Annotated in this window: 19 protein-coding genes; 7 read left to right on the forward strand and 12 right to left on the reverse strand. The window is 69.9% G+C overall.

What is annotated here, in order from left to right:
• Positions 1-217: 217 nt before the first annotated feature.
• The 5 genes from ABZ904_RS34495 to ABZ904_RS34515 are packed head-to-tail and all read right to left on the reverse strand — an operon-like array spanning position 218 to position 10,539.
• Positions 218-2,251 carry a hypothetical protein gene (locus ABZ904_RS34495; protein ID WP_361001627.1) on the reverse strand — a complete coding sequence of 678 codons (2,034 nt, stop codon included), beginning with the start codon at positions 2,249-2,251 and terminating at the stop codon, positions 218-220.
• Complete coding sequence (locus ABZ904_RS34500; RefSeq protein WP_361827831.1) at positions 2,248-3,444, reverse strand: VWA domain-containing protein; 1,197 nt, start codon at positions 3,442-3,444, stop codon at positions 2,248-2,250. Before ABZ904_RS34500 ends, ABZ904_RS34495 begins: the two co-directional genes overlap by 4 nt.
• Entirely contained in the window at positions 3,441-5,855 is a 2,415-nt protein-coding gene (locus ABZ904_RS34505) for a DUF5682 family protein (protein ID WP_361827834.1), read from the reverse strand. Before ABZ904_RS34505 ends, ABZ904_RS34500 begins: the two co-directional genes overlap by 4 nt.
• Entirely contained in the window at positions 5,855-6,940 is a 1,086-nt protein-coding gene (locus ABZ904_RS34510; protein ID WP_361827837.1) for an AAA family ATPase, read from the reverse strand. The genes ABZ904_RS34505 and ABZ904_RS34510 overlap by 1 nt, the downstream gene beginning before the upstream one ends.
• Entirely contained in the window at positions 6,937-10,539 is a 3,603-nt protein-coding gene (locus ABZ904_RS34515) for a DUF4132 domain-containing protein (RefSeq protein ID WP_361827840.1), read from the reverse strand. The genes ABZ904_RS34510 and ABZ904_RS34515 overlap by 4 nt, the downstream gene beginning before the upstream one ends.
• Positions 10,540-10,942: 403 nt before the next feature.
• Between ABZ904_RS34515 and ABZ904_RS34520 the strand changes: the two genes are divergently transcribed.
• Positions 10,943-11,881, forward strand: a complete 939-nt coding sequence (locus ABZ904_RS34520) for an ADP-ribosylglycohydrolase family protein (protein ID WP_361827843.1) — start codon at positions 10,943-10,945, stop codon at positions 11,879-11,881.
• 386 nt (positions 11,882-12,267) lie between these two features.
• On the opposite strand, the gene ABZ904_RS34525 is transcribed toward ABZ904_RS34520, so the two are convergent.
• Complete coding sequence (locus ABZ904_RS34525) at positions 12,268-12,588, reverse strand: hypothetical protein (protein WP_361827846.1); 321 nt, start codon at positions 12,586-12,588, stop codon at positions 12,268-12,270.
• A 306-nt stretch (positions 12,589-12,894) separates the two neighbouring features.
• Between ABZ904_RS34525 and ABZ904_RS34530 the strand changes: the two genes are divergently transcribed.
• The 4 genes from ABZ904_RS34530 (at position 12,895) to ABZ904_RS34545 (ending at position 18,663) form a co-directional block, all read left to right on the forward strand.
• A complete protein-coding gene (locus ABZ904_RS34530; protein WP_359401151.1) occupies positions 12,895-13,143 on the forward strand; it encodes a GntR family transcriptional regulator in 249 nt (82 codons plus the stop codon).
• A gap of 218 nt (positions 13,144-13,361) precedes the next feature.
• Positions 13,362-13,709, forward strand: coding sequence for a hypothetical protein (locus ABZ904_RS34535; RefSeq protein ID WP_361827849.1), 348 nt, complete (start codon positions 13,362-13,364; stop codon positions 13,707-13,709).
• 882 nt (positions 13,710-14,591) lie between these two features.
• On the forward strand, positions 14,592-17,951 hold the full coding sequence (locus tag ABZ904_RS34540; RefSeq protein WP_361827852.1) for a lectin: 3,360 nt from the start codon (positions 14,592-14,594) through the stop codon (positions 17,949-17,951).
• A 538-nt stretch (positions 17,952-18,489) separates the two neighbouring features.
• A complete protein-coding gene (locus tag ABZ904_RS34545) occupies positions 18,490-18,663 on the forward strand; it encodes a hypothetical protein (RefSeq protein WP_361003522.1) in 174 nt (57 codons plus the stop codon).
• A 57-nt stretch (positions 18,664-18,720) separates the two neighbouring features.
• Here ABZ904_RS34545 and ABZ904_RS34550 read toward each other — a convergent pair whose 3' ends face one another.
• Positions 18,721-18,888 carry a hypothetical protein gene (locus tag ABZ904_RS34550; RefSeq protein ID WP_361003519.1) on the reverse strand — a complete coding sequence of 56 codons (168 nt, stop codon included), beginning with the start codon at positions 18,886-18,888 and terminating at the stop codon, positions 18,721-18,723.
• Between the two features lie 9 nt (positions 18,889-18,897).
• Here ABZ904_RS34550 and ABZ904_RS34555 point away from each other — a divergent pair, with 9 nt between their 5' ends.
• On the forward strand, positions 18,898-19,299 hold the full coding sequence (locus ABZ904_RS34555) for a hypothetical protein (RefSeq protein WP_361003516.1): 402 nt from the start codon (positions 18,898-18,900) through the stop codon (positions 19,297-19,299).
• A 156-nt stretch (positions 19,300-19,455) separates the two neighbouring features.
• Here ABZ904_RS34555 and ABZ904_RS34560 read toward each other — a convergent pair whose 3' ends face one another.
• Both ABZ904_RS34560 and ABZ904_RS34565 read right to left on the reverse strand, forming a co-directional pair.
• Entirely contained in the window at positions 19,456-19,638 is a 183-nt protein-coding gene (locus tag ABZ904_RS34560) for a hypothetical protein (RefSeq protein ID WP_361827856.1), read from the reverse strand.
• A 288-nt stretch (positions 19,639-19,926) separates the two neighbouring features.
• Positions 19,927-20,616, reverse strand: a complete 690-nt coding sequence (locus tag ABZ904_RS34565; RefSeq protein ID WP_361827859.1) for a hypothetical protein — start codon at positions 20,614-20,616, stop codon at positions 19,927-19,929.
• 219 nt (positions 20,617-20,835) lie between these two features.
• On the opposite strand from ABZ904_RS34565, the gene ABZ904_RS34570 reads away from it, so the two are divergent.
• Positions 20,836-21,762: a transposase gene (locus tag ABZ904_RS34570; RefSeq protein WP_361003511.1), complete on the forward strand. Its 927-nt coding sequence runs from the start codon at positions 20,836-20,838 to the stop codon at positions 21,760-21,762.
• 455 nt (positions 21,763-22,217) lie between these two features.
• Here the strand turns inward: ABZ904_RS34570 and ABZ904_RS34575 are convergent, their stop codons facing one another.
• From ABZ904_RS34575 to ABZ904_RS34585, 3 genes are all read right to left on the reverse strand, one after another.
• A complete protein-coding gene (locus tag ABZ904_RS34575) occupies positions 22,218-23,690 on the reverse strand; it encodes an FAD-dependent monooxygenase (protein WP_359401128.1) in 1,473 nt (490 codons plus the stop codon).
• Positions 23,691-24,052: 362 nt separating this feature from the next.
• Positions 24,053-24,496, reverse strand: coding sequence for a VOC family protein (locus ABZ904_RS34580; protein ID WP_361827863.1), 444 nt, complete (start codon positions 24,494-24,496; stop codon positions 24,053-24,055).
• 591 nt (positions 24,497-25,087) lie between these two features.
• Positions 25,088-25,675, reverse strand: a complete 588-nt coding sequence (locus tag ABZ904_RS34585) for a TetR/AcrR family transcriptional regulator (protein WP_361003503.1) — start codon at positions 25,673-25,675, stop codon at positions 25,088-25,090.
• Positions 25,676-25,878 lie beyond the last annotated feature (203 nt).

Here is a 25,878-nt window from a genome sequence, read left to right on the forward strand (position 1 = left end):
GCGGCGCAGCAGGACCGCGGGGACGGACAACAGCGCGGGTGGTGCGGTAGAGCAGGGACGTGATCATCAGGGCAGCATGACAGTCCCCGCCGTCGAGCCTGGAGGTGGGGGCTGACCAGCAGCGATGACTTTACGAGCCCCACAGGTTGCCCGCCAGATATCCCCACGAGCTGTTCTCGCGGGCGAGGCGCAGGACCAGGGCGTCCCTGTCAACGGCTCAGGTGATCGCCAGGACATGACCAGAGACGTCGGTCTCCTGATGCACTTCGAGGGCGACCAGCAGGTGGATCGCCGCGTCCGCCCACGGCGTCACCGCCGCGTCCGCGGTCTCGGTGACCAGGGTCGTGGCGACCGCCTGCAGCAGCGCCGCGCCTGCGTGCAGCCCTGTGCGCCGCAGCTCCGCCGCCGCCGTGGCAAGTCGGTCGCGCGCGAAGCGGCTGTGGCCGCGCAGGCCGGTGTGGGCGAGGTCGGCGAGGGCGGAGAGGCCCGACACGAGAGCGCAGGTGATCGGATGCGGAGTGCGCTCCGCCACGGGCGCCAGCACGCTCGTGCCGTCGTCCGTCGCCAGATCGCAGATGACCAGTTCGTCCGCGGTGAGGACGGCGAGCGGATCGAGGACCGGGCGGCCGCCCTCGCGGCGCAGCAGGCCGCTGACGAAGCGGACTTGCCCGCCGCCGAGTGCCTTGGCCAGCGCGTCCAGTCTGCCTGGGCAGACGGGATCGTGGTCGGCGCGGACCAGCGCGGCCGCACCGGACGGGTCCCTGACGACCGCTTCCAGCCGCTGCTGGGCGGCGTCGTAGCCGACGGAGTCGACGGTGGCGACCGCCAGCACCCGGGCGGCGTCGGCCTCCACTCGGGGCCGGATCAGCCGTGGCGGCCGGTCGTCCCAGGAACGCAGGTGCGCGGCGAGATCGCGGACCAGCAGCGATGCGGGCAGGTCGGCCCAGGCCGAGCCGACCGGGGTGATACTCGTGGCGGCCACGCGTCCGCGGCCGATCGTCACGGCACGGCCGGGGCTGCGGGAGATGTTCTCGCTGACGACGTTGGCCCCGGCCAGTGAGCGCAGCGGGGAGCCGAGCAGACGCCGCGTCGCGAGGTCGCTTCCCGTGACGACGTGACTTTCCGTCAGCTTCCAACGCTTGCGCAGCACCAGCGCGATCCCCGCGTCCGGCTGCGCGAAGTACACCTCGGCCGCGCGTTCCGTCGTCGTCCGGCCGGAGATCCGGCAGCCGAGCGCGACCAGCCGGACCCGGCGCAGCGGGGTGTCGGCCGGCTCCTGGGTGCCGAGCACACCCGGCCCGTCGATTGCGCCGGCCCGATGACGGGCGTGGAGCTCGGCGACGAGCCGGGCGACCTGCGTGGCCTCGTAGCGCGCGTCGCGCGCCGCGTAGGCGTCGACCTGGCGGCGCAGATCGGTGAGCACCGCCGCGGGCCAGTGCAGGGAGGCCCGGGACAGCGCTGCACCGGCGCGGTCCAACTGCGCGACGAACACCGGGGTAGTGTGCGCGACGCCGTCCAGCAGCAGCTCGTCCGTGAGCGCCACGGCCTCACCGAGCCCGTCGCGACCTTCGTTGACGCTCGGCCCGACGGGTGGCTGGCCGCCGACGGAGACCTGCGCGTCCGCTCCGCCTGCCTCGGCGTTCGCGTCGGCCGAGCGGAAGGCCCAGACCGCCAGCGCGATCGCCTCCCCGCGCAGCGGCGTCGCGGCGTCGGTCAGCGCGTAGCCGAGCTCGTGCGGGACGGGGAAGCGTACCGTGCACGTCGCCAGCTCGACCCAGGGGACCGGTTGCGCCTCGTCGGCGCGGTGCACCGTCGCCGCATAGCCGCGCTCGAAGGCGCGGCGTGCGGCGGCCAGCGCGGTCCGGCCCAGCACCGCGTCGAGCTGCGCGTCGTCGAAGCCGCCCGGGGACCAGGCGATCACGGGCGGAGCGGCCGGCCCCGCCGTCAAGTGCAGCCGCTGGTAGGCCAGCACCAGCCCGATCCGGTGCCGGCACACGCCCGTCGCGGCGCAACTGCACTCGGCGGCGTCCAGGCCGACGCCCACCGGCAGGCGGGTTTGGCTGCCGTCAGGGTGGACGCCGCAGACACTTCCGTCGCTTGCGCGGTCGACCCGCGGCCCAGCGCCTGCATCCAGTTCCTTGGCAGCGCGCTTCACCAGGCCGCGGTTGGCGAGGGAGGCGAGCGTCTCCGCGGTGAGAGCCAGCAGGTCCTCCCGCAGCGGTGCGCCCGCGAGGGGGTTCTCGCTGGTCATCGGCCCACCTTCTCGGCGACGAACTCGGCGAGCCGGCCCGGGGTCATCGCGCCGACCTGGGCGCCGGCCTCCGCCAGCCTCCCCGCGAGGCCGCGGTCATAGACGGGGTCGGCCTCCTCGTCGAGCGCGGCCAGGCCGAGCACGGTGGCGCCCTGCTCGACCAGGCCCCGGACAGTGCGGACGAGCCGGTACGGGTCGCCGCCCTCGTAGAAGTCGGAGATGACCGCCACGATGCTGCGGCGCGGATTCTCCACCAGCCCGGCAGCGTAGTCGACGGCCCGGGCGATGTCGGTGCCGCCGCCGAGCTGGACCCGCATGAGCAGCTCGACCGGGTCGGTCACGTCGGAGGTCAGGTCCACCACCGAGGTGTCGAAGGCGATCAGGTGGGTGCGGAGCCCCGGAAGGCTCCACAGGCAGGCGGCGGTGACGGCGGAGTGGATCACGGAGCTTGCCATCGAACCTGACTGGTCCACCAGCAGGACGAGCTGCCACTGCTCCAGATGCCGCCGGGTACGTGAGTGGAAGCGCGGCCGCTCGATCGCCACCCGGCGATGCTCCGGCTGGTAGTGCGACAGGTTGGCCCGGACGGTGCCCTTAAAGTCGAAGTCGCGCGCCAGCGGCAGGCGGCTGGGCAGGCGCGAGCGGGCACCGGTGAAGGCCCGGCGCAGCTCCGGACGGAGCCGGTCCATCAGCTCGCGGACCACCGCCTCGACGATGCGCCGGGCCATGGCGAGCACCTCGGGGTTCATCAGGTGCTTGGTGCGCAGCACGGCCCGCAGCAGCGTGGCGTTGGGCTCGACGCGGGAGAGCACCTCGGGATCGGTGACGATCTCATTGATCTCGTACCGCTCCACCGCGTCCCGCTCCAGCCGCTCGACGGTTTCCTTGGGGAAGAGCCGGTGGATGTCGTCGAGCCAGTCCACGGGGGTGAGTTCGGTGGGGCCGTCGCCCGCCTTTCGGGCGGCGCCCTTCCCCCCGCCGGCCGGGCCGCGCCGGACGCCGCGCTGTTCCAGGTCCGTGTCCCGACCGTAGAGCCACTCCAGCGCCGCGTCCCGGGCGGCGGCCTGTCCGCCAAGCGGGCCCGTCGCGCGCTCCGCGGGTGCGCCCAGGATCAGCCGCCAGCGCTCCAGCCCGGCGTCGGTGGCCGCGCCGATCGCCTCGGTGGCGGCGGGCTTGTGCTCCCCGCCGGTCATCGCGCCGCCTGCCGGGTGTGCAGACCGTACCTGTCGAGCAGTCGGCTCACGTTCTCCTCCAGGGTTCGGGCGCGGGCCAGTTCCAGCGGATCGGCGGAGGTGCGCAGCAGTGAGCGGGCCGAGCCGCGGCGGTGGCGCCGCTCCAGCAGGCGTTCCGCGATCCGCTCGCGCTCGCGGGGCGGGAAGAAGGCGAAGGCCTGGCGCAGAGCGGGCAGACCGGCCAGGAAGTCGCTGCCGGTCATGGCGGTGACGATGTCGTCGAGGGCGTCGACCAGGGAGGGGCCCGCGGCATCCGTTCCGGCGTCGCCCGTGCCGCCGGTGCCCGTCACCTCGTCCCGGGCCAGGGCGAACAGACCCGCCAGCCAGTCGCCGAGCTCGTGGGGAACCACCGCCGCGAGCGACCGCGCCCGGTCGACGGCCTCGTCGCCCCCGCCGCCGAGGGACCAGCGCAGCCCGAGTGCGGCCCCGCGCAGGTCGGCGGGCGCGGCGGGATCGGCCGCGATCCGGCGGGCCGTGTCGACCGCCGCGGTGCGGGAGAGCGTCAGCAGGTCGTCCGTGTGCCGGAGCGCGTCCCGCGCGACGGCCAGCGCCCGCAGTCGCCCCGGGTCGACGCCGCTGCCGCCGTGCAGTCCCTCGGCCAGCCAGAAGACACGGCCGACCGCCTCGTCCACGACGCCGGCGAGCAGCGGGTCACCTGCCACGCCGTAGACGCGGTCATGCCGCCACAGGTGCAGCGCCGTCGCCAGCACCTCGCCCGTCGGGCCGAGTCCGGCGACCGTGCCCACCCGGGACGCGAGCGCGCCCAGCAGCTCGGCCGAGAGGGCGTCCGCCCCGCACAGCACGGCGTCGAAGAGCACCCCGGAGAGGGCGCCCACTTCGGCGTCCGGCGGCGCGCCGGACGCCGAGGCGGAACGGGCCCGCTCCGCGAGCGCGACGGCGGCGGCCTCGTCCAGCCGTGCGCCGTACGCGCCCGCCTCGATCAGCGCCGCCTCGCGCCCGTGCGGCGGAACGGGTTCCCAGCGTTCGGTGAAGACGGGGTCCGCCCCGGTCATGGGGCCGAACTCGCGGACATGGCCCGGAATGCCGAGCACTCTCAACCGGTGCAGCACCTGACTGCACATCAACCCTTCTGGATCGGCCAGGTCGTTGGTCACCGTGCGACCGGGCACGACTGCGCAGCGCTCCAGCTGTGCGGCGACGTCGTGCACCAGGGGCGGGGCGGGCGTGGCCGGATGCAGGCGGCCGACCCGGTCACCGGTGCTCGCGGCCACCATCTCGACCACCCCGGGGTCGGTGCCCGCGCTGAGCGTGCCGCGTCCGCTCCACGGCAGCGGCTGCTCCAGAGCCTCACTGATCAGCGCGCCCGCGAGGCCGTCCAGCACGTCGGTGCGGCTGCGTACCGGATGGCCGCGCATCGCCGCGAGGCCCTCGGCAAGGCTCCGGGCTGCGATCAGGTCAGCCGTCGAGACGGCGATGCGCCGGCCGCGAAGCCGCCCGACGACCTGCCCCAGCAAGCCGTCCGCTGCCGCGACGGCTCCGCGTTCCCACAGGAGCTGGTAGTAGCCGGGCGAGGGCATGCCGGACTGGTAGCCGGCGAAGGAGTCCAGTTGGCGGAAGGAGTACGGCACCAGGAAGCTACCGCCCAGCGCCCCGGCGGGCGGTTCGGGGACCCCCGGCCACTGTGCGGACGTGCTCCCCTCGCTGGTCCCGGCCAGTGCCCGGAGCGCCGGCGCGTGGAAGCCGCCGGTCACCACGAGCACCGGCCGCCCCTCGGCCCGCGCGAGCGCGGCGCGGATCCAGCACGCCATGTACTCCTCCCGCGCCCGATCGCCCGGCTCGGCCTGCGCGTCCCCGCGGAGCACGTCGAAGTAGGCGTCGAGCCGCTGCGCCAGCCCGTGCGGGTCGGCGACCTCGAAGAGCCGGTCCCACAGGGCGTCCACGGTGTCGCTACCGAAGTGCTCGCAGAGGCGGCGCGTCGCCTCCGCGTACCGGGCCTCGGTGTCGGCGAAGCGGTTGGCGAGCGGCTCGGCTCGCTCGACGAAGGCCGGGTGCCAGGTCGGCAGGTCGATGAAGCGCACCTGCGCGCCGACGGCGTGGCCACGCGACAGCGCGACCCACTCCGGCGAGTAGTCGCACAGCGGCGTCCAGGACGTCGCGGTGCGCTCCTCGTCGCGGTAATGGCTGAACACGGCAATCGGCAACTCGTGGCCGAGCAGCAGCTCGTCGAGCCGTGCGTTCATGTCGGCTGGGCCCTCCACCAGCACGTAGGCCGGGCGGAGCGTCTCGATGGCGCGAGCCACCAGCCGGGCGCAGGCCGGCGAATGGTGGCGCACGCCGATGAAGACAGCCTCCTTGGTGGGCCGGTCCACCGGCGCCTGCGCGGCCGTGCCGGTGGGCAGTTGCGCAGGCATCAGTCGGCCAGTAGGTGTCGTGCATCGTGGAGGGCCTGCCACTGCGCGCCGCGTCGACGCGCCGCCCGCTGCTCCAGGAAGCGCCGCAGCCGGGCGAGGTCCTCCGGGCTGTCCTTGGCCGCCGTGCCGGCCAGGCAGGTGACCAGGTCGGCAGCGTCGCCGGACTCCCCGCGCAGGAACCAGCCGCGCACGCCCACCGCGTGCGCCACCGACACCGCCTCCGCCGTGCTCATCACGGCCGAGAGCCGTTCGCCGGAGGCCTGCTGGCCGCGCAGCTCGCGGAAGGTCCCCACCAGCACCGCCAACACGTCGCGGTCCGGCGGCGCCTCGACCCCGGAGCGGCGCAGCAGCGCGTCCGCCTCGGCCTCGACGAGCGCGAGCTCCGTGTCGAAGTCCGCGATGGGGAACACCGTCTCGAAGTTGAACCGACGCTTGAGCGCCGCGCTCATCTCGTTGACGCCCCGGTCCCGGGTATTGGCGGTGGCGATGACGTTGAATCCGGCGCGGGCGAAGACCATCCCCTCCGGTCCTTCCAGCTCCGGTACGGCAAGCGCCCGTTCGGAGAGCAGCGAGAGCAGGCAGTCCTGCACCTCCAGCGGGCAGCGGGTGATCTCCTCGAAGCGGACGATCCGCCCCTCGGCCATGCCGCGCAGCATCGGCGCCGGCACCAGGGACCGCGGCGACGGCCCCTCAGAGACGAGCAACGCGTAGTTCCAGGAGTACTTGATCTGGTCCTCGGTGGTTGCCGCGCCGCCCTGGACCGTCAGCGTCGAGGTGCCGCTGACCGCCGCCGCGATCAGCTCCGAGAGCAGAGACTTGGCCGTGCCCGGCTCGCCGACCAGCATCAGGCCGCGGTTGGTCGCCAGCGTCACCAGGGCTCGCTCGACCAGCGCGGTGTTGCCCACGAACTTGCGGCTGATTCCGGCATCGTCGTCCCCGACGATGAACCGGCGCGCCGCACGCAGGCTCAGCTGCCAACCCGGCGGGCGCGGGCCCTCGTCCTGGGCTCGCAGGGCCGCGAGTTCGTCCGCGTAGCGGACCTCGGCGGGCGGGCGCTGGAGGGTGGTCTCCTCGATGGCGGTCACTTGGCCGTCACCTCCTCCAGGTCGGCGAGCAACTCGGAGGCGGCGACCGGGTCCAGGTCGCCGAAGCGAAGCGGGTACTGGCGGCTGCGCCAATAGTCGCCCGGCACCGAATCCAGCCAGACCGTCTCGAAGGTCTGGTCGGGGAACATGTCGACCACGCCGACCGCGATGCCCTCGTCGAGCTCGATGACCAGGTAGCAGCCCTCGCCGAGCCGCTTGGAGAACCAGCGCTCCACGCCGGCGTCCTGCGGCACCCCGCGCTCCCAGCCGCGCTTGGTCAGGCCGAGCAGGCGGCCCACCGGCACCGTGCAGCCCTCGAAGCGGTGCAGACGGTTGGCGCTCGCCTCCTCCGGCGTCACCCGGCGCACCGGCCGGCCGAGCTGCGGGAACGGCTGCAGGATTTCGTAGTCGGCGAAGAGCTCCGACCATGCCGCCACCGCATCGCCGAGGTGCAGCGGGTGGGCGAGGCGGACCGTCGCGTTCTCGGCGAGCGTGAACTCGTCATCGTTGACGTCGGCGAAGCTGCGGTCTTCGGCGACCCGGAAGGCAGTGGTCGTCGTGCCGCCCGCGCCTTCTGCACCGTCCGCGAACCAGACCAGGCGGCGCACCAGGTGCCAGACCAGCGGGTGCTGGACGAAGAGTTCGCGGAACTCCGCCGCGGTCCAGCCGCGCTGGGCGACCATGGCGGCCTCCAGGCGGCGTATCTGATCGGCGGCGATGGTGCGGACGTCCTTCTTCAGAGCGAGGAAGCGCTTGCGCTCGGCCGGGGCGAGCTCCTGGTCGTCCCTGACGCCGGGGGCGGGCAGGTCCTTGCGCCGCTTGCCGTCGGCGTCCAGCACAAAGGGGCGCAGCTGCTCGTCGAAGCCCACGGTGAAGCGGCGCGGACCGTAGTCGACCACCTTGGTGCCGTCCGCATCGAGGCCGAGGTCGGGGACCAGGCGGTCCGAGAGCTGCTCGCCGGTGAGGCCCAGGCCCTCCGCCACCTCGGAGATCTTCTCCTGCGCGCGGACCTTGAGCGCCTTGAACTTAACCCGTTGGGCGATGCCGTGCAGGTGCAGCAGCGCGACGTCGCTGCCGATCGTGGCCAGGACGCCCAAGCCCTCGACCGCGCGGTGGTGCGCGCCCTGACCGGGCCAGTCCCGCAGGATCGGAGTGAGCCGACGCACCGTCTCGTCGTCCCCGAGGCGCCCGAGGGCGTGCAGGATCCAGCTCTCCTTGGCGGGCATGCCGGCCTGCCGCCACTCCTCGAACAGGGCCCAGGCGAAAGCGGCCAGCGGTTCGGCGCGGCAGGCCTCGACGACGACCGCGAGCCCGGGGTACGGATCGGCCGGCTTCGACAGGGCGAGCATGGTCAGTACGTGCCGGACCGCGTCCTCGGGCAGCGCCTGGTCCGACGCGAGCAGAAGTTGCGGCAGCACGGCGGGTTGCACCCAAGCGGGCAGCACGGGCATCCGGGCGGGCAGCGCGTTCTCCATCGGGTCCGTGGTCAGCGCCTCGGCGACGATCCCCGCCGCGTCCTCGCCGTAGCGCGCGGCCACGGCGGCCAGCACGGCGTCCGTGCCTTCGTCAGCCGCGACCAGACGCAACGCCTGTTCCGCCGCCTTCCGAGCCTGCCCGGCCGCGCCGACCGCGTCGGGGACCAGCAGCAGACCCGCCGGGATGCCGTGCCGGGCGAACCAGGAACGGGCGGTCGGCTGCACCGACTTGAGCCGGACCAGGCCGTCCGCCATCACCCGCGCCGCACCGGCGTCGAGGAACGGCAGCAGAAGCGCCGCGAGGTGTGCCGGCTGGGCCTGCGCGACCGACACCGCCATCGGCAGCGCGGCCAGGCCGTACTTGGCGACGACGGGGCGCAGCCATTCCTGCCCGCCCCACAGGTCCGTGGGCCGCCACTTCTCCACCCGGGGGGCAAGCACCTCGGTGGGCCCCTGAACCAGCAGCCGGGCCGCATACCAAAGGCTGGTTCCGGCCGCGAGGACCTCGGCCGCCTGCGAGTCCCAGTCCGTCGACTCCGGGTACTGCCACCCTGTGAAGTCCGCCCGGGACCAGCGCTCCTGCTCGCCCGCGCACCACACCACCCGCGGCGCGTCGTCCGGCTGAAGACCGGTGAGCACGCGGAGCTTGCGGGGCGTGCGCTTGCGAGTCCACGGCGGCGACACCAGCAGTGCCGGCAGCGCCTCCGGCGCCGCCTCGGTGACGCGCTCCCGGCCACCGTCGAGCGTGCGGACCAATTCCACCGCCACCTCGTCGAGTTGCGGCAGCACCTCGGGGAGCAGGGCACTGTGCAGTGTCACATGGGCATTGAGGAGCTGCCGCGCGGCCGGGGCGTTCTTGCCGTCCTTGAGTGCCGCCGCGGAGAGCAGCCGCACGGCCCGGACCGGGTAGCGCCGCATGGCCTCCTGGAGGGCGGGCCGGGTGTGCTTGTCGTCCAGGCGGCCGAGCAGGAGGCGGAAGGCGTCGTCGGTCGGGAACTGCGCGACCGCCGAGGCGATGCTGCGCAGCTGGTCGGAGCCGTAGGCCCGCTCCATCGCCTCTTCGAGGAACGGCACACAGGCCGTCCCGAGCCCGTCGGCCAGCGTGGCGATGAGCCCTGTCGACCAGCCGTTCCAGATGAGCTGCGGGGACGGGCCGAGGCGGGCGACCTGCGCCGGATCGTTGAGTGCGCAGAGCAGCAGCGACCTCAGCTGCGGCCCGCCGGCGCCGTAGCCGGGCTCGTCGGCGAGGCAGTCGTCGGCCCACCCCGGCGTGCCCGGCGCGAGATAGGCCGCGACGAGACGGCGACGCGCCGTGGTACGGCACTCGGCGAGCGCGGCGACGGTCTCCTGATACGCCGCCTCGTCCGCGGCGGCCATCAACGCCCGCACCCGGTCCGCGAGCGGACGAGCGAGGTGCAGCGGGATCTGCTCCGTCGGGCCCCGGAACAGCAGCGTCGGGTCCGTCCTGCTGGACCCGCGCTGCTGCCAGCCGGCGTCGATGTCGAAGACCTCCACCACCGCCCGAGCGGCGAACGCCAGCCCGTGTCGCGTGACCCAGGCGTCGGCGAACGGCGACTGCTCCCAGCCTCCGGACCGCCACGCGGGCGGCAGCATGCTCGCCGCCGCGGCGGCCCCGACCGGTTCCGCCTCACCGGCCAGGTAGGCACGCGTGCGCCGCACCAGAGTCGAGTCGGTGTGTCGGGCGGTCAGCACCTGCTCGATCCAGTCCCGCTCGGCAGCGATCCGCTCCTCGGCCAGCGCCACCGCCTCCGGCCCGGGCGGCGCCACGGCCCGCAGCACACCCCCACGGCGCGGCTGGACCAGCCGCCGCCAGGCGCTGGGCAGGACGAAGGTGTCCTCGTCCGGCAGCCCGGCGCCCTCCGCGGCTGCCTCGACTCCCCGCTCCGGCCGCGGTTCGATCTCGACCTCGCTGTAGCCCTTGCGCTCCTTCTCCACCACAAGCTTGCCGAAGTGCGCCTCCGCTGCCTCGACGGAGTCCAGCTCCTTCACCTGGCCGCGGCCCTCGGTGCCGATCCGGCCGTGACGCACGCTCACAGACACGCCCTCGACCCCCGCCTCCCAGAACTTCGCAGAACCGTCCCCGACGAGCTCCCAGCGCCGCACTGCTCCTCCTCCATGCCGTGCCCAGCCACCAGCTGCAGTGATCATCCGATGATCAGTGAGCGAAACCCTAGCGATCACCCCTGACAACCGACGCGACGCGAGCGCCTCCGGCCGCCGCGCTGTGCCGCTCGAAAAGCCGTGATTGCACGTCAGGCTGCATATCGGTTTCCGTTGATGAGGTCACTGAGGGTTTCGCATCCAGGGGCTCGTGGGGCTCGGCTTGCTCGCGGCTTCCGGACGTGACGGCGCTGCACGGCGTTATGTGACCTGTACGCGTGTCTGACCTGAGGTGTCTCAGGCGGCGCACCTCCGAAGACGAGACACGTTCGTCGCCGACCCTTCGAGGAGCCGAAGAAGGAATAGGGCAGCGCGGCCGTCGGCGCGGCACAGTTAACCTGCGCAAATGAAGCGGATTCAGCGGGCCGCCGGGGCGGTCGTCGGCTCAGCGGTGGGTGACGCCTTGGGCGGCCCCTTCGAGTTCGGTCCCCAGGGAGCATTCTCCGCGCGGTTTCCCGAGCGTGGTGCCGGCGGCGAGATGTGCGGAGGCGGTGGCTGGGACCCCGGCGAGGCCACTGACGACACGCAGATGGCCGTTCTGGTCGCGGAGTCGCTGCTGGAGCGGGGCGGACTGGATCTGCCGGACATCTTCGCCCGCTTCCAGCGGTGGGCAGCATCGGAACCGAAGGACATCGGCCTGCAGACCGAAGACGTCCTGACCAACGGCATGCCCTGGGACCTCGCCTCCGCGATCCACTTCCAGGTTAACCAGCGAGCAGCGGGAAACGGCTCCTTGATGCGGGCTGCCACCTCCGCGGTCCACTTCGCCGCCGCCGGCCAAGAGGCCACCATGAACGCGGCCCGCCGCATCGCTGCCCTCACCCATGGTGACCGCGCGGCCTGGGAAGGCACCGCGATCTTCCACGAACTCATCCGCGTCACGTTCGAGGACACCGACCCCCTCACCGCGCTCCCGGACATCCTGACTCTTGTCCACCCCGACCACCGCGGCCGCTACGCCACAATCCTCGCGCCCGACTGGCACCCTGACCAGGCGACCGAGTTCAACGGTGCCGTCTGGCCTTGCCTGGGCTCCGCTGTCTGGGCCCTGCGCACCACCACCAGCTTCGAAGAGGCGATACGCGCGGCGATCGACCTCGGCGGTGACACGGACACTGTCGCCGCGGTGACCGGAGGCCTCGCGGGGGCGTACTACGGGCTGGACGCCATCCCCGCCCACTGGACCCAGCCGCTCCATGTCCCCCTCCCGGGATTCCATGGACGGGTGCTGCACCTTGCAGACTTGCTCCACCTTGCACACCGCCTCGCACAAGGGTTGCGATGAGACAGGTGCGGTAGCCCGCACACGGTGAGCTGCTGGTGTGGGAGTCGCAGCCGTCGTGCAGGGCGGAGGTAACCGGTTCGCACGAGGAGATGGTGGGATCACCCCGGAGGATCTTGTGGTGGGAGCCGTCCTTGGGCGATCACGACCGTATCGTCAGTGGTCAACTCCCCCCTCGGACACAACAACCATTGACGATAAGCAGATGAGGACCTCGACCTTACGGTCGTGGTGCCCGCTGCGTTTTCGTAGCTGATGGTGATGCCCAGAGGCTCGTAGAGGTGGGTCTTCCCCGTCGGGGCTGGCTGTGCGGATGCGCTGCGCGATGACCTTGGCCAGATCTGCGGCCGCATCTGCCACTACCGCCTACGCAGTCGGTTGCGGGCTCATTAGGTTTCGCGGATTTCGCTGATTGTGCTGTCTGTCATCGGCTCCTCGGCCGGAAGGCGCTCCCCGCGGAGCTCGGCGACCATGATCGCATCCTCGGTGGCACGCGAAAGGAATCGGATCGCTTCGCGTAACTCCGCGCGGCAGGAGTCTTCGTCACGGGCGATACCCAGTGCGCGCCGGACGTCCTCTTTTACTGCCTCTACCATGCTGTGCTCGCATGCGTCGGCGACCGTTGCCAGGAATCCATCTGTTCGTACGTACTGGCGTTTCCCGTCTGGGGACGTCCAGGGCAACCTGCGCAGCCCGGTAATCTCGGTCATTGGGTCGACTCCTCGCAGTCGGCTTAGCCCCTCAGCTGCGCAGCACCGGCGCTGGCTCTGCATTTCCGTGCCTCCAGCTGAGAGGCCACATGCACCCTGGTGCCGACCGACGGCCTGCATCAACTCGGCAGCTGTCTCGTTGATCGAGTCGAGTTGCGTGATCGCTACCGTTGCCGGAAGCTCTCACCCTTCCCGCCGGGCGTCTTCGTTTCCCTCGAACCCTACCGTGCCGACGGTAGTAATGGGTAGTGGTTGGTAGTAGTGATGGGTAATGCGCGGTGGAGAGTAGCGCTCTACGGTCAAAACGTGGACAAGATCAGCCCTGACTCGCCGCAGTACGTGTACGAACAGCTGGCCGCGATCATCGAACGCAAGATCCGTTCAGGCGAGTACCCTCCCGGCACCCGGCTGCCAGGAGAACTGACCATGACCCACGACTACAAGGTCGGCCCAGGTACGGTCCGTCGCGCGCTGGACCTCCTTCGGGACAGGGGGTTGGTAGTAACTGTGCGTGCCCGTGGGTCGTTCGTCGTCGACCCCCTACCGAATCGTTAGCGCTCAACTCGCCCCTCGGACACCACCACTGACGGTCGGCAATAAGGACCATGACCGTGGGTCGTGGTCCTCATTGCGGATCCGTAGTCCATAGCTGGTGGTGATGCCCAGGGACGACCTTCAGTCCGGTGGGGTGATCCCGCTGCGCGATCGGCTGGTTGCGCCCAGGCGCCGGATGCGTCGCGTGGCGTGCTCGATGACCCCAAAGTCGAACAGGGGTGCGCCCGTCAGGGCGCGCGCGGGGCCGACCCACCCGAAACCCCTACGACAAGGACCTCACCGACCTGATCGGGGAACTGTCCACCCGCAGCGAGCTCTTTCGCAAGCGCTGGGCCGACCACAACGTCCGCCAGCACCGCACCGGTCAAAAGAAGTTCCAGCATCCGGCCGTCGGAGACATGGAACTGAACGTCGAAACCATGTCCCTGGCCTCCGATCCCGCCCTCACGCTCGTGATCTACACCGCCGCTCCCGACAGCCCCAGTGCCGACGGCCTCCGGCTCCTGTCCACCTGGGCCGCCACCCAGAACCAGCCGGAAACCAACCCCCGCGAGCGCTTCGCCTGAGCAGTGGGAAAATGCAGCGTCTTCTCTTTGCGGCTGCCAAGTCGGCGCAGATCCCGCCACTCCGCACTGCCCCGCCTCGGTTCCCCCGCGCGGCACCCGGGTGGTGCGGCCGTTCCGGGCGGAGCCACTCGCGCGCGTGGCTTCGCTGTCGCACCGTCGTGGACGTAGGGCCGCATGTACGAGGTACTGCCGACGCGGCGGCAGAGCCCTTGCGGTCATTGCCGGTCGGTTCCGACGGGCGGCGTGTCGTGGTCCAGGGATCGGCCCGGCGGGAAGTCATCTCATCTGACCTTGCCGGGAGTTGGGCCGCACTCATCGGCGTGCGTGATCCATGCAATCTATTGGGATCATCCGAAGACCCTCCATGGGGGCGGGGCGGGGCTGGGCTGGGCTTCGTCGGCCGGGGCCGGGCTGGGCCCGGCGGGTCGCCGTGGACTCCGACGGCTCCGACGGCTCCGACGGGTCCGGCGGAGAGTGACGGCTCTGCCGTCCGCGCCGGCGGGGCCCTGGGGATGGGGCCCGCCGACGCCTGACGTCGCATCAGTCGGGGACCGCCGCTGCCGGCGATCCGTGGCGCAGCGTGCGCCTCGCGCGACACCTCGTCGTGACGCCGCGACGCATGCCCGTGAACTCCGCGATCAGAAAGTCATGTTGGCCTCGTTGACACGTCACGAGCGCAGGCGTTTCACTCGACACTCGTGCATGGCAACGTTGTCAGGCCTCCAGGGTGTCCGGCACCGTTGCCTGTCGTTGGCGTACCGGTTTTCGGCACGTCAGCACTCATGTGCCAAGCACGAACTGCTGCGGAGGCAACCGATGGTCCGACCCCGACGTTCAGGTGCGCCACGTAACCGAAAGAGACTCAGCTCACGCTTGGCCGTGGTGTCCGTTCTGGGCATCGCGGTACTCCCGCTCCCGGCGACCGGTGACGCGTACGCCGTCGGTGTGGCACCGCCGGCCCTTGTGAATGACCCCGCGTCCCTCGTCAACCCCCTTATCGGCACATCCGGTGCGGTGGACACCTTCCCGGGCCCCGACATGCCGGCCGGCATGGTGCAGTGGGGTCCCGACACCACGCCGAATCGCCCTGACGGCGGTGGCTACGAATACAACGACAACAAGATCTCCGGCTATAGCCTCACCCACGTGTCGGGTCCCGGCTGCCCCGTCGCCGGCGACCTGCCGATCCTCCCCGTGACCGGCGCCCTCTCGGGCAACCTCGCCGACACGTCCGTCGGCTTCAGCCATGACGACGAGAAGACGGGCATCGGCTACTACGGGGTCACCGACGCGAACGGCGTCGAGACCCAGCTCACCGACACCACCCGTGCCGGGCTGGGCACGTTCACCTTCCCCGCCGGCCGGCAGGCCAACCTGCTGTTCAAGCTCAGCGGCGGTGCGACCCAGGTGGACGGCACCCGCGTCCAGGTGGTGAGCAAGAAGGAGATCTCCGGGGCGATCGACAGCGGTCACTTCTGCGGTGCGGGCAACCGGTACACGCTGCACTTCGACATCAAGTTCGACCAGCCGTTCACGCAGAGCGGCACCTGGGTCGGCGGCACCATCACGCCCAACGCGACTTCGCTGAAGGCGGGCAAGGTCCAGCGGGCCCCGCAGGCTTCCGAGTCGGCTCCGCTGAAGGAGAAGCACTTCACCGTTCCGGCGAAGCCGGCCCCGACGGTCCATGGGACCGGTGGCAAGGCTTCCGGCACGTCCTCCCCGGCGCCGAGCGCCAGTGGCGCGCCGAAGGCGAGCTCGAACACGTCCGCCGCGAGCAAGGCGGCCCAGCCGCCCACCACCGGCGCGAACGGCATGTACCTGACCTTCGACACCTCGTCGAACGCGACGGTGACCGCGAAGGTCGGCATCTCGTACACCAGTGACGCCAACGCAGCGGACAACCTCTCCACTGAGATCAAGAACTGGGACTTCCGAGCCGTCGAGCAGGCGAACCACGACGCGTGGAACGGAGTGCTGAACACGGTCCAGGTCGGTGGCGGCTCCTCGGACCAGCAGGCGCAGTTCTACACCGCGCTCTACCACGCTCTGCTGCACCCGAATGTCTTCTCGGACCGCAACGGCCAGTACATGGGCATGGACAACCAGGTCCACAAGCTGGCCAAGGGCCAGCAGGCCCAGTACGCCAACTACTCGGGCTGGGACACCTACCGCTCCCAGACCCAGCTGATGGCCCTGGTCGAGCCCAAGGTCGCCAGCGACGTCGTCACCTCGATGCTCAACGGCTACGACCAGACGGGTCTGCTGCCCAAGTGGGCCTCGAACAACGGCGAGAGCTATGTGATGGTCGGCGACCCGGCCGCCGGCATCATCGCTGACGCGTACGCCTTCGGCGCTCAGAGCTTCGACACGGACAAGGCGCTCGCCGCCCTGGAGCACGAAGCCACCGTCACGAACAACGACCGCCCCGGCGAGTCGGTGCGCGACGCCAAGGGCTACCTGCCGCTGGACGAGAACGACTACAACTGCTGCAACTTCTACGGCCCGGTCTCCACCCAGCTGGAGTACGACTCCGCCGACTACGCCCTCGCGTCCTTCGCGAAGTCCCTGGGTAAGACGGCCGTCTACACGAAGTTCGTCACCCGCGCCCAGGACTGGATGAACGTCTTCAACCCGCAGACCGGATACATGCAGGCCAAGAACAAGGACGGCCAGTTCGTCGGCGGCTTCACCCCGGGTACCTCCAACGGCTTCGTGGAGGGCACGTCGGCCCAGTACACGCCGATGGTCCCGTTCAACCTGCAACAGCTCATCCAGGCCCGCGACGGTGCCAAGACGTACTCGTCCTACCTGGACAGCCTGCTCGACAACATCACGCACCCGGGCAACACCAACGCCGACCTCAGCAACGAGCCCAGCGTGGAGATCCCCTGGGAGTACGACTACACGGGCGAGCCGTGGAAGGCCCAGGCGGCCGTCCGCGAGGCCCAGCAGGACCTGTACTTCAACGCTCCGGTCGGCTCGTTCGGCAACGACGACCTCGGCGCGATGAGCTCCTGGTACGTCTGGTCCGAGCTCGGCATGTACCCGGAGATTCCGGGCGCGGACACCCTGGTGCTGGGCAGCCCGGTGTTCCCGGTGGCCAAGGTGACCTTCGGCAACGGCAAGACCGTGCAGATCAACGCGCCGCAGGCCGTCAAGGACGCGCCGTACGTGCAGTCGCTCGACGTCAAGGGCAAGGAGTGGAAGACCTCCTGGCTGACGTTCCAGCAGTTCAAGGGTGCGGGCACCGTCGACTTCACGCTCGGCACCACGCCCAACAAGTCCTGGGCGTCCGACCCGTCGGCGGTGCCGCCGTCGGACACCACGGGCGGCGGCCGGGTGCTGGCCGCGACCGGGCCCTCAAGCGATGGCCTGGTGCTCCAGCCGAGCACGTCGGGTGACGGCACGCTCGACCTGACCAACCTCGGCAGCAAGGCCGTCACGGTCGACTGGACGGCGACGGCGCCCTCCGGCGTCACGCTCGACACGGCGTCCGGCTCGGTGCAGGTGCCCGCTTCGGGCAGCGCCGAGGCGAAGGTCCACGTGACGGCGGGCGCGGACGAGGGAACCTTCCCGGTCACCTTCGCGATGACCGACCACAGCACGGGTGCGGCGCTGAGCGGAGCGACCCTCCGTGTGGCCGTGGCCAAGGCCGGTGAGCTGTGGCCGTTCGACACCAACGAGGGCATCTACCCCGACGGCGCGAGCTTCTCGGGCGGCTTCGACGGCGGCGGTTGGGCCTTCTCACAGAACGCGCTGACGGCGGCGGGTGTCACCAGCGGCTCCACCGTCACGGTCGACGGCATCTCCTACATCTGGCCGACGATCAAGTCCGGTCAGCTGGACAACCTGGAGATGGCCGGCCAGATGATCCCGATGCCGGCCGGCACGTCGGGTGCGTCGCTGGGCCTGCTGGGCACTGCGACCAACGCACCGGTCGACGGCAGCGGCGTCTCGGGCACGGTGACCGTCACCTACACCGACGGCTCCACCTCCAAGGCGACGGTGGGCTTCTCGGACTGGACGCTCAACGCCGGTTCGAGCCAGCCGATGGCAGGTGACACGACGGCCGTGACAACGGGCTACCGGAACACCGGAAGCGGTGGCCGGGACGGCGTGAAGACCTACGTCTTCGCGACGAAGGTCGCCCTCGACGCGTCCAAGCAGGTGGCGTCGATCACGCTGCCGGTGACGGGTTCGACCGGCACGGACCACCTGTTCGCCTACGGCTTCGGCCAGTGAGGTACGGCAGTCGCTGAACACGGCGGCCGGTTCCCGGGCGAGAGCCCAGGAGCCGGCCCGCCGGCCGTACGGACCGGTCGCACGGTCCGATGACCGCGCCCCCGGCGCCCGCTGTCTCCGTGGGGATCCACGCAGTCGAGCTTGCCCGAGCCGTGCCGGTCCGGCGTGCTCAGCGCCCGGGCCGGCGCTTCGCTGTGCTCGTAGGACCCTCGAAGCAAGGTGCTCCGGGACGAGCCCTGTCGTGCGGGCCGCGCCCGCTCTACGAGGTCGCCTGCGCCGGCACCGAGCCTGAGTGGATGATTTATCGGCACCCGCAGAGACGAAGCAACACGAGTGCTCGTCCTGCAGCAGCACTGAACAAGCTCCTGAGCTGCATGGATGACATTCTCCGAAGCCACGCATTTGGCCACGCAACCGCTCGCACCAGCTGACTGCGCAAGACCCTCGATCGGGGGTGATGGCCGTCGGCCGGAGCCGTCCGAGTCAGGTCACCGCGCAGCTCGGCAACATTCTGTGACACTTCAAGGGGAGGAGTCCCGTGCATCGACGCTCCGCCATCAGCCGCTGGATACCTGAGCGATGGATCGGGAAGAACCGCCGCGCCCAGGAGGACATCTCCCGTGGCGTGGTCGTCGACGAGTACGCCGCCGAATTGGCAGCACTCCTCACCGCCGGCCTGAGTACGCGGGTTGTGCTGCGCTCACGCGAGTAGTGGAGACTGACGAAGACTTCTTCGAGACCGCATGATCGGTCCAGGTTGACCCGAGGCTCACTCGATCGTTTGCCCAGCCAGTACCTGCCGGTCGGGGACGGGCGCGTCCTCTACCTGGCAACTGTGCTGGACCATCTGCGCGGCCTCGCGCTCAGCGTTAACAACACCAGTGCCGGTGCTTTGCGGATCCTGACGGCAGAGGATGACGGCAACAGAGTCGTTCACACAAGGACCTTGGAGGTAGCAAGGGGACTGCCGCGGTCCGATTTCTCGGCGGCGACTACCGCCGGACCCACGAGCGACAAGGCGCGTTCCTGCCGCGCCCCGGCCGCGCACTGCCGTGCCGAACTGGGCCAGGTCACGCTAGCCCTGCACGAGTTCGAAGCCGTCCTCCGCCAGGTGCGGGCCGTGGACAGCGACGCCTGCGACGAGGCGATAGAACTGCGCCGCGCCATCGGATTCCTGGAACTGTCCGAGGGACGACTCGTCGAGGCCCGGCGGATGCTCGAACCGCTCCACGACGACATGTGCGTGGTCTACGGCCCAGACGACGAGGACACCGTGGAACTCGCCGAGGCCCTGGCGCGGATCCGCCTCACCCTGGACGGCGCACACCGGGAAACACCCGAGACTTGACCGCCGACTCGTGGGCCTGTCCGGATTCAAGGGAACCTGCGTGGGCGCTGGCCAGCCTCTAGCGCAGAAAGAAACTGCCATACGGGCACTACGGAATTACCGTGATCAACGGCCCGCGCCAGCCGGGCGACGGTGTGTGCCGCGTGGACTTGTGCCTCAGCTCCAGGCTGCCTTTTCGTTGCTGTAGGTGTGCAGCGTGTGTTGAGGCGGGTGGGGCAGTTCGAGTGCTTCGCTGAGGGCGGGGATGAAGCGGTCTGTACGGACGAACTCCATGAGCAGCTGGTAGACGGCGTTGCCGTGGACGACCATGCCCCGTCTGGGGCCAGCGACGCGCAGCACGTCCGTACTGGTGTCGAATGTGCCGTCCTGTTCGGGGAGGAGGACCTGGGCATGAAGGCCTCGACGCTGGAAGCGTTCAGCGAGGCCGTCGGCGAGCGCGAAGGTCTGGATGATCAGGTAGTCGCAGATCAGGGCCGCCCGGTGACGGGCAGGCAGGGGATAGATGCCCCAGGGGGCCGTAGCCGGGTCGCGGGCGGTGGTGTCGGTGCTGGTGGCCTGGAGGTGGTGGAGGCGTTCGACGCCCTGATGCTGTTCCAGAAGTCGGTTGCGTTGGCTGGCATAAACGGCTCATTTCGCCTCGGGGTGGGCGTCACGCGCCGCGGTGAGCAGGTGCAGAACGCTGATGACGCGGTCGCTGATGCGCGCCGCGGCGTAGCCGTCTTTCTCTGCTCGGTCGAGCAGTGGGCTGACGTCGCGGACGTGGGTGCGCAGTTGTGTCCTCGACCGCCACAACTGGGTGGCTTCGTTCCCCGGCAACGGTTGAGACCCGTCGATGGCATCCAGGAGCCGCTCCGCCTGCTTGAGTTGCCGGCGTGCCTTCGTCGTAGCACTCGCTGTCGTACTGGACTTCACCTCCCGGAGCATGCGGCTGCCGTCGGGCCTGAGCTCGGTCACATCTAGGACGCGCAGTACGGAGGTGAGGTCGTGCAGAAGGGCGAAGTTCCCCTCTTTGCTTTTGATCTCGATGACCTTGCCCAGCTCGTAGTCCAGGCCCTCCTTGCCGACGAACGGGCCCGACGGGTCGTTGCGTGAGAGGGCGACGATCGCGCGCCGGTCGTAGTTGTAGACCCGCCAGGCCAGCACGTCGCCGACGGCCCGCAATTGCCGGATGACGCGCTCGGCGACGTGACGCTCCAGCCGCCAGTCCTCCTCGCGGCTACTGTCGGACGGGCAGCTCAGCTGCCACGGAGGAGCGACGAGCGCGGCGATCTCAGTGGTGTGGTCGCCGGGCCAGTCAGGTGCCTTGAGGCCCTGCACGCGGCGCAGCGCGCGGCGGATGCTCTGACCTCATGTATTCGGCTATGAAAGCGATCTGATGCCCCGACAGAGGAAGGGTGTCTCCCACCTGCGATGATCTGGATTGCCTAGATCAAGAACGTCGCGAGGAAGAGACACCCAACAGGTGCAGGCTACCGAAAGGGATCACCGGCTCGGTGTGCGGGCCGGCGGCAAGCGTCTCGTCGGACATGAGGGGTGGTGCTGCTGAGGAAGGTCGCCGACCGTGTGGGGCTGACCCGTGCTCTGGCCGCCGCGCTTCCGGGGGGTGCCGGCCCGGGCTGGCGGGACCGGGGCATGGTGCTGGTTCAGCTGGCCTGCGCGATCGCTCTCGGCGCGACGAGCGTTCTGGGAGCCGTGCAACTGCAGTACCAGTGGCGGGCGTTGTTTCCGAAACCAGTCCCGGACCGCACGTTGCGACGCGCCCTGGAGGCGATCGACGGCCCGGTCGCGGCGCGCGTCGAGCGGGTCCGCGCCGTGATACGCCGCCTGGTGTGGACCTGGCTGGCCCTGCGGGCCGCCGGCTTTCCCTGGATCTCGGTGTGCGGCCGGCAGCTGACCGGCTGGTACGTCCTTGATCTCGACGCCACCGTCGTGGCCTGCACCAGCCGGAAAGAAGGGGCGGCGGGCACGTTCAAGGGCACCTGGGGGCATCACCCGCTGGGGGCGTGGGTGGCCAACACCCGCGAGTGCGTGGCGATGCTGCTGCGGCCCGGCAACGCGGCCGCCAACGACGTCGCCGACCACAAGACGGTTCTGGCCACCGCCTTGCGGCAGCTCCCGCTGCGGCTGTGGTCACCCTGCTGCGAGGGCTCGCCACGATCACCGAGGCCGAGGACGACCCGGCCTCCTTCATCGCACCAGACCTTCTTCTCAGCTTCTGGCGCCCCTTCGAAGCGGACGACGAACCCGACGAAGAACAGGGCTATCACTTCAGCTCGGTCCTCCTGGCTCGACCCGGCTACTACGACACACCCGCTGAAGCCGCTGCCAGACTCCGCGCAGCTGGACACCAGAAGCCGTGACCTGACGAGTTCGGCTGGTGACGATCCACCCCGTTACCACCGCCTATCAGAGTGGAAGGGCCTCATCAACCATGGTCTTCAGGTCTGCCGGCAGATCAGGTGAGTCCCGCCAGTTCTGGGCGATCAGCAAGAGCGCGACCCATGCGTCACGCGCCTCAGCGTTCGACTGCCCGGAAAAAACCGCGTCCAGCACTCGCCTGGCAAGACCGTCGACAACCTCATACAGGGCATTCGAGACCTTGCTCACGTCATCCAGAGGCGAGCCCGCAGCATGAGACGGTGCACCGTCGAGTCTGATGGTGACTGAGGCGGCCGAGTATGTCCTTCCATGGAGGAAGTCACGAAGGCTGCCAACTTGATGACGATACGGCAGAAGCGGCTGATCAGGACTCTGAGACACACCGTCACCCTATTTGAAGCGGGACCGTCGCTAACGTCCCTCACACAGCAGCGAAGCCCTGAGCTGCAACTAGGCCACATAGACCCGAGATAACGGTCGTCGTTATCGCCTACATCGAGCTCTAATTCAGACCATCGGCTGGCGCTCTGGCCTGCCGGTCACTGCCCGCCAGACCCGGCTACCCCGCACCATTCGGTCAGTGCTTGGCGGGCGGCGTCGATGCGACGTTCAGGCGACTCGTCCGAGATGGCCCACGCGATATAGGCGTCTGGTCTGACCAGAACGCTTTTCTTGGTGGCCCCCTTGGGTGACACGATCTCGACCTCGCCGGCCCACTCTGTGATGAGTGAGGGGAGGCGTTCGGTGTCGGCCGGGGTGACAAGGATGAACCGTCGCTTGCGGAGGGCTTCGTAGAGTCTGCGTCCGTCGGTGAGGGGGATGTCAGGTGCCCGCTTGCCGACGAGGGGGTGTGCGCCGGCCGGTGCGGCGTAGGAGATGTCGATTCCCGAGATTGCCTTGGCCAGTCGTCGGGCCACTGGTGGGGTTTGCAGCACCGTACGCGCTGAGAGGTCACGGAGGCCGCACAGTGCCCGTGGTGTGGTGAGGACGCCGCGGAGCAGTGCGCCGCTCATCCGCAGGACCCGGTGTCCTACCGGGTGCCGTTCGTTCTGGTAGCTCTCGAGCAGGGCCTCGGGTGCGCGTCCGCGCTGAACGGCCGCGAGTTTCCAGCTCAGGTTTGCGGAGTCCTGGATGCTGGTGTTGAGGCCCATGCCGCCGGCGGGGGAGTGGACGTGGGCGGCGTCGCCGACGAGGAACACCCGGCCTACCCGGTAGCGGGGGGACTGGCGTTCGTCGCTGTGGAATCGGGAGAGCCAGCGGGGGTCGTGCATGCCGAAGTCGCTGCCGAGCGCCTGGCGGGCGACGTCTTTGATTTCTTCCAGATCGACCGATGCGTCGTCGGGCATGGGGTGGTGGCGATTCCATGCCATGACCCTGAACCAGCCGTCGCCGAATGGGACGACGATGGCGAAGGCGTCTCCGATCGCTGCCACGGTGGGCGGCTTCTTCGGCGGGTCGGCCATGCGGACGTCTGCGAGCATCATGGAGCGGACGGCGGAGCGGCCGGGGAACGGGAGGCCGAGGGACTGGCGCACGCAGCTGTTCCGTCCGTCTGCGCCGACTACGTAGTCTGCGCGCAGGCTGTGTTCAGTGCCGGCTGGTGTCTTCACGGTGACGTCGACACCGGTGGGGTCTTGCTGGAGACCGGTCACTTCGTGGGCCCGCATGATGTTCACGCCGTGTGTCAGGGCGCGGGCCAGGAGTAGTCGCTCGGTGTTGTACTGGGGCGTCACGAGTACGTGGGGGTATCGGGTCGGCAGGTGCGAGAGATCGATCCGAAGGAATTGCAGGATCGGGTTGCGCAGGCCGGTCAGCAGCAGGTCGTCGGCCAGGCCGCGGGCGTCGAGTTGTTCCATCGTTCGGGCGTGGACGGCGAATGCGCGGGTTAGCTGGGATTCCCCTTCTCGCCGTTCCACGACGGTGCAGCGCACTCCGGCCTCGGCCAGGTCACCTGCGAGTAGCAACCCTGCTGGACCAGCACCGACGACCAGCACGTCAATGTCGGATCCCATAGTCTGTCCTCCGCGTCGACAGAACGAGTAGTACGACGGGTGAGTATCAGACTGCCGCCCGCCGCCAGCGGTGATGTTCAGGGCGGGTGGGTGACCGTGCCCGGGAGTTCACTCGGGTGGTGTAACCCGTGGCTTCTCCTGACCGTGCAAGCGCCCGCAGCATCGTATGGACCACCGTACGAGACGGGCCACTTCCCCGCCTGTCAGGCATCGGCCCGGAGGCGCTCCCTAACCGCGTCCCGGACAGCCGCGTTCGGAGCGGCTGAACCTGGCTCGGCGGCCAGGGCGATCGCGCGCCGTCTCCACAGTGCGCGTCCGGTCCTGTGCCGCATGGATGGACGGAGCGCGATCGGTTCGCCGTGTCAGCCGATCGGGCTTGCGCCCTGCTGGAAGGCGTTGATGAGATTTCCGTCGTTGTCACGGATCGCGGTCGAGATGCTGCCGTCGCCGAGGTCCATCTGCTCCCAGACGGTCGTCACGCCCAGGTCACGGAAGGTGCGGGTCACGCTGGCGAGGTCCTCGACGCGGAAGACCAGGGCCTTGTTGCCGATCGGGCGGATGTGGGCGGGGGGCTCTGCCGTCAGTTCGGGGATCCGCACACCGCCTGCGGGCTGAAGGAGTTCGAGCCGGAACCCGGGGCCCTCCAGGAAGGCGACGTCGGCTCCGATGGCGTCGAAGCGGGACTTCGCCAGCAGGGTGAGGCCGAACACCCGGTTCCACCACTGGATCGACGCGTCGAGGTCACTGACGGTAATCGTCACGTTGTGAAGGCTGTAGGCGAAGGGCGGCTGGGCAGCGGTGGTCATGGTGATCACTTTTCGTTGGGCGTGTGCAGTCGTTTGCGGTGGGGCACGCGAGACCCTCGCGCAGTCCCGCCCGGCTTCTCTCTGCCGTGCACTGGAACAGGCTGTGCCCGTCAGCCGCCGACCCGACGTCCACTTGCAGTAGCGAATCCGCGGGCCGCAGCTCAAAGGTAGGCCTTATGGACCGCACAGTCAAGAACGTATGTCCTCTTCAGGTGCATTGTGAAGTCAGTGGATCATTGCACCAGTTGACGGCTCGCCGCCAGCATGCGGAAGAGAGGCGCGAACGAAGTCCTGCGCGGACTAGGGGAGCTGGAGACCTCGCTCCCAGGGCCCGTGGACAATGGTCCGGCGCCGTCGGCTGCCAGAGCGTCGTCCGGCCCGCGTTGAGGCGCAGAGGCACGGCCGGAGAGCCTGCTGAAGGGCATGGTGAAAGGGGCAGGCTGTCAACCGCGCTGGAGCGGGCGCCCGGGCCACTCGTGGGGGTGTTCGGAGGGCAGGTGCGCCGGACGCTCGCACGCCGACTCAAGCAGGCCCACCCAGATCCCTGCCTGTCGGCACATCACCTGGGAAAGGTGCCGGCCCGCAGGATAGTCAGGGCCGGGACAGCTGCTTGAGGGCGGCCTGGCTTATCTGCAGCAGAGCTGAGCCGTCCATGTCGGTCTTCGCGAGAAACTCGAGGCCCTGCATGACGGCAAGGAGCAGTCGCCCGAGCTCCTGGGCGTCCGCGCTCGGTTCGACCGTCCCCTCGTCCTGGGCTTCCTTCACGCAGGCGATCAGAAGATCTTCGACCGCTTGATAGCTGGTCCGGGCCCGGGAGACGACATCCGGATCATTGCTGTGCAGCTCGGACGTGCTGTTGACCAGAAGACAGCCGCGCCGCTGCGGGTCCTCCGTAAATCCCTTGGCCACCCCCTCGACCAGCAGGGTCAGGCGTTCGAAGGCCGTACCGGGCCCGGTGAGGACCGCCCGGACGCCGTTCAGCTGTTCGTCGCGGTAGCCGTCCAGCACGTGCAAGAACAGCTGCCGCTTGTCGCCGAAGGCCCCGTACAGGCTGCCCTTGCCCAGTCCCGTGGCGTCCGTCAGGTCCTGCAGTGACGTAGCCGCGTAGCCCTGATTCCAGAACTGCTCGCGCGCAGATTTCAGTACCTGGTTCTCGTCGAAATTCCGCGGTCGTCCCATGTTCGACAGCATACGTTGTTCTTGACCTATCGGTCCAGATTATGAGGTGCCGTCCCGGCCGTACGGAGCACGGGAGGGCCGGGCGGTCTCTCCGTGATCGCCGCACAGGGCGGCAGGCCGCGCGATGGCGGGGGTGCGTGATGCATGGCTCCCGGTCGGAGCCTTTCGCGGCGCCCCTCGCGGACGGGCCGGCGTCGGCCAGC

Origin of the sequence: Streptomyces sp. NPDC046900, from assembly GCF_040644975.1 — a bacterium.
Lineage (GTDB): Bacteria > Actinomycetota > Actinomycetes > Streptomycetales > Streptomycetaceae > Streptomyces.

Coding starts and splice junctions, on each gene's coding strand:
- ABZ904_RS34585 (WP_361003503.1), bottom strand. CDS start 25,675: ATGGGACGACCGCGGAATTTCGACGAGAACCAGGTACTGAAATCTGCG.
- ABZ904_RS34520 (WP_361827843.1), top strand. CDS start 10,943: ATGAAGCGGATTCAGCGGGCCGCCGGGGCGGTCGTCGGCTCAGCGGTG.
- ABZ904_RS34500 (WP_361827831.1), bottom strand. CDS start 3,444: ATGACCGGCGGGGAGCACAAGCCCGCCGCCACCGAGGCGATCGGCGCG.
- ABZ904_RS34505 (WP_361827834.1), bottom strand. CDS start 5,855: ATGCCTGCGCAACTGCCCACCGGCACGGCCGCGCAGGCGCCGGTGGAC.
- ABZ904_RS34575 (WP_359401128.1), bottom strand. CDS start 23,690: ATGGGATCCGACATTGACGTGCTGGTCGTCGGTGCTGGTCCAGCAGGG.
- ABZ904_RS34525 (WP_361827846.1), bottom strand. CDS start 12,588: ATGACCGAGATTACCGGGCTGCGCAGGTTGCCCTGGACGTCCCCAGAC.
- ABZ904_RS34580 (WP_361827863.1), bottom strand. CDS start 24,496: ATGACCACCGCTGCCCAGCCGCCCTTCGCCTACAGCCTTCACAACGTG.
- ABZ904_RS34495 (WP_361001627.1), bottom strand. CDS start 2,251: ATGACCAGCGAGAACCCCCTCGCGGGCGCACCGCTGCGGGAGGACCTG.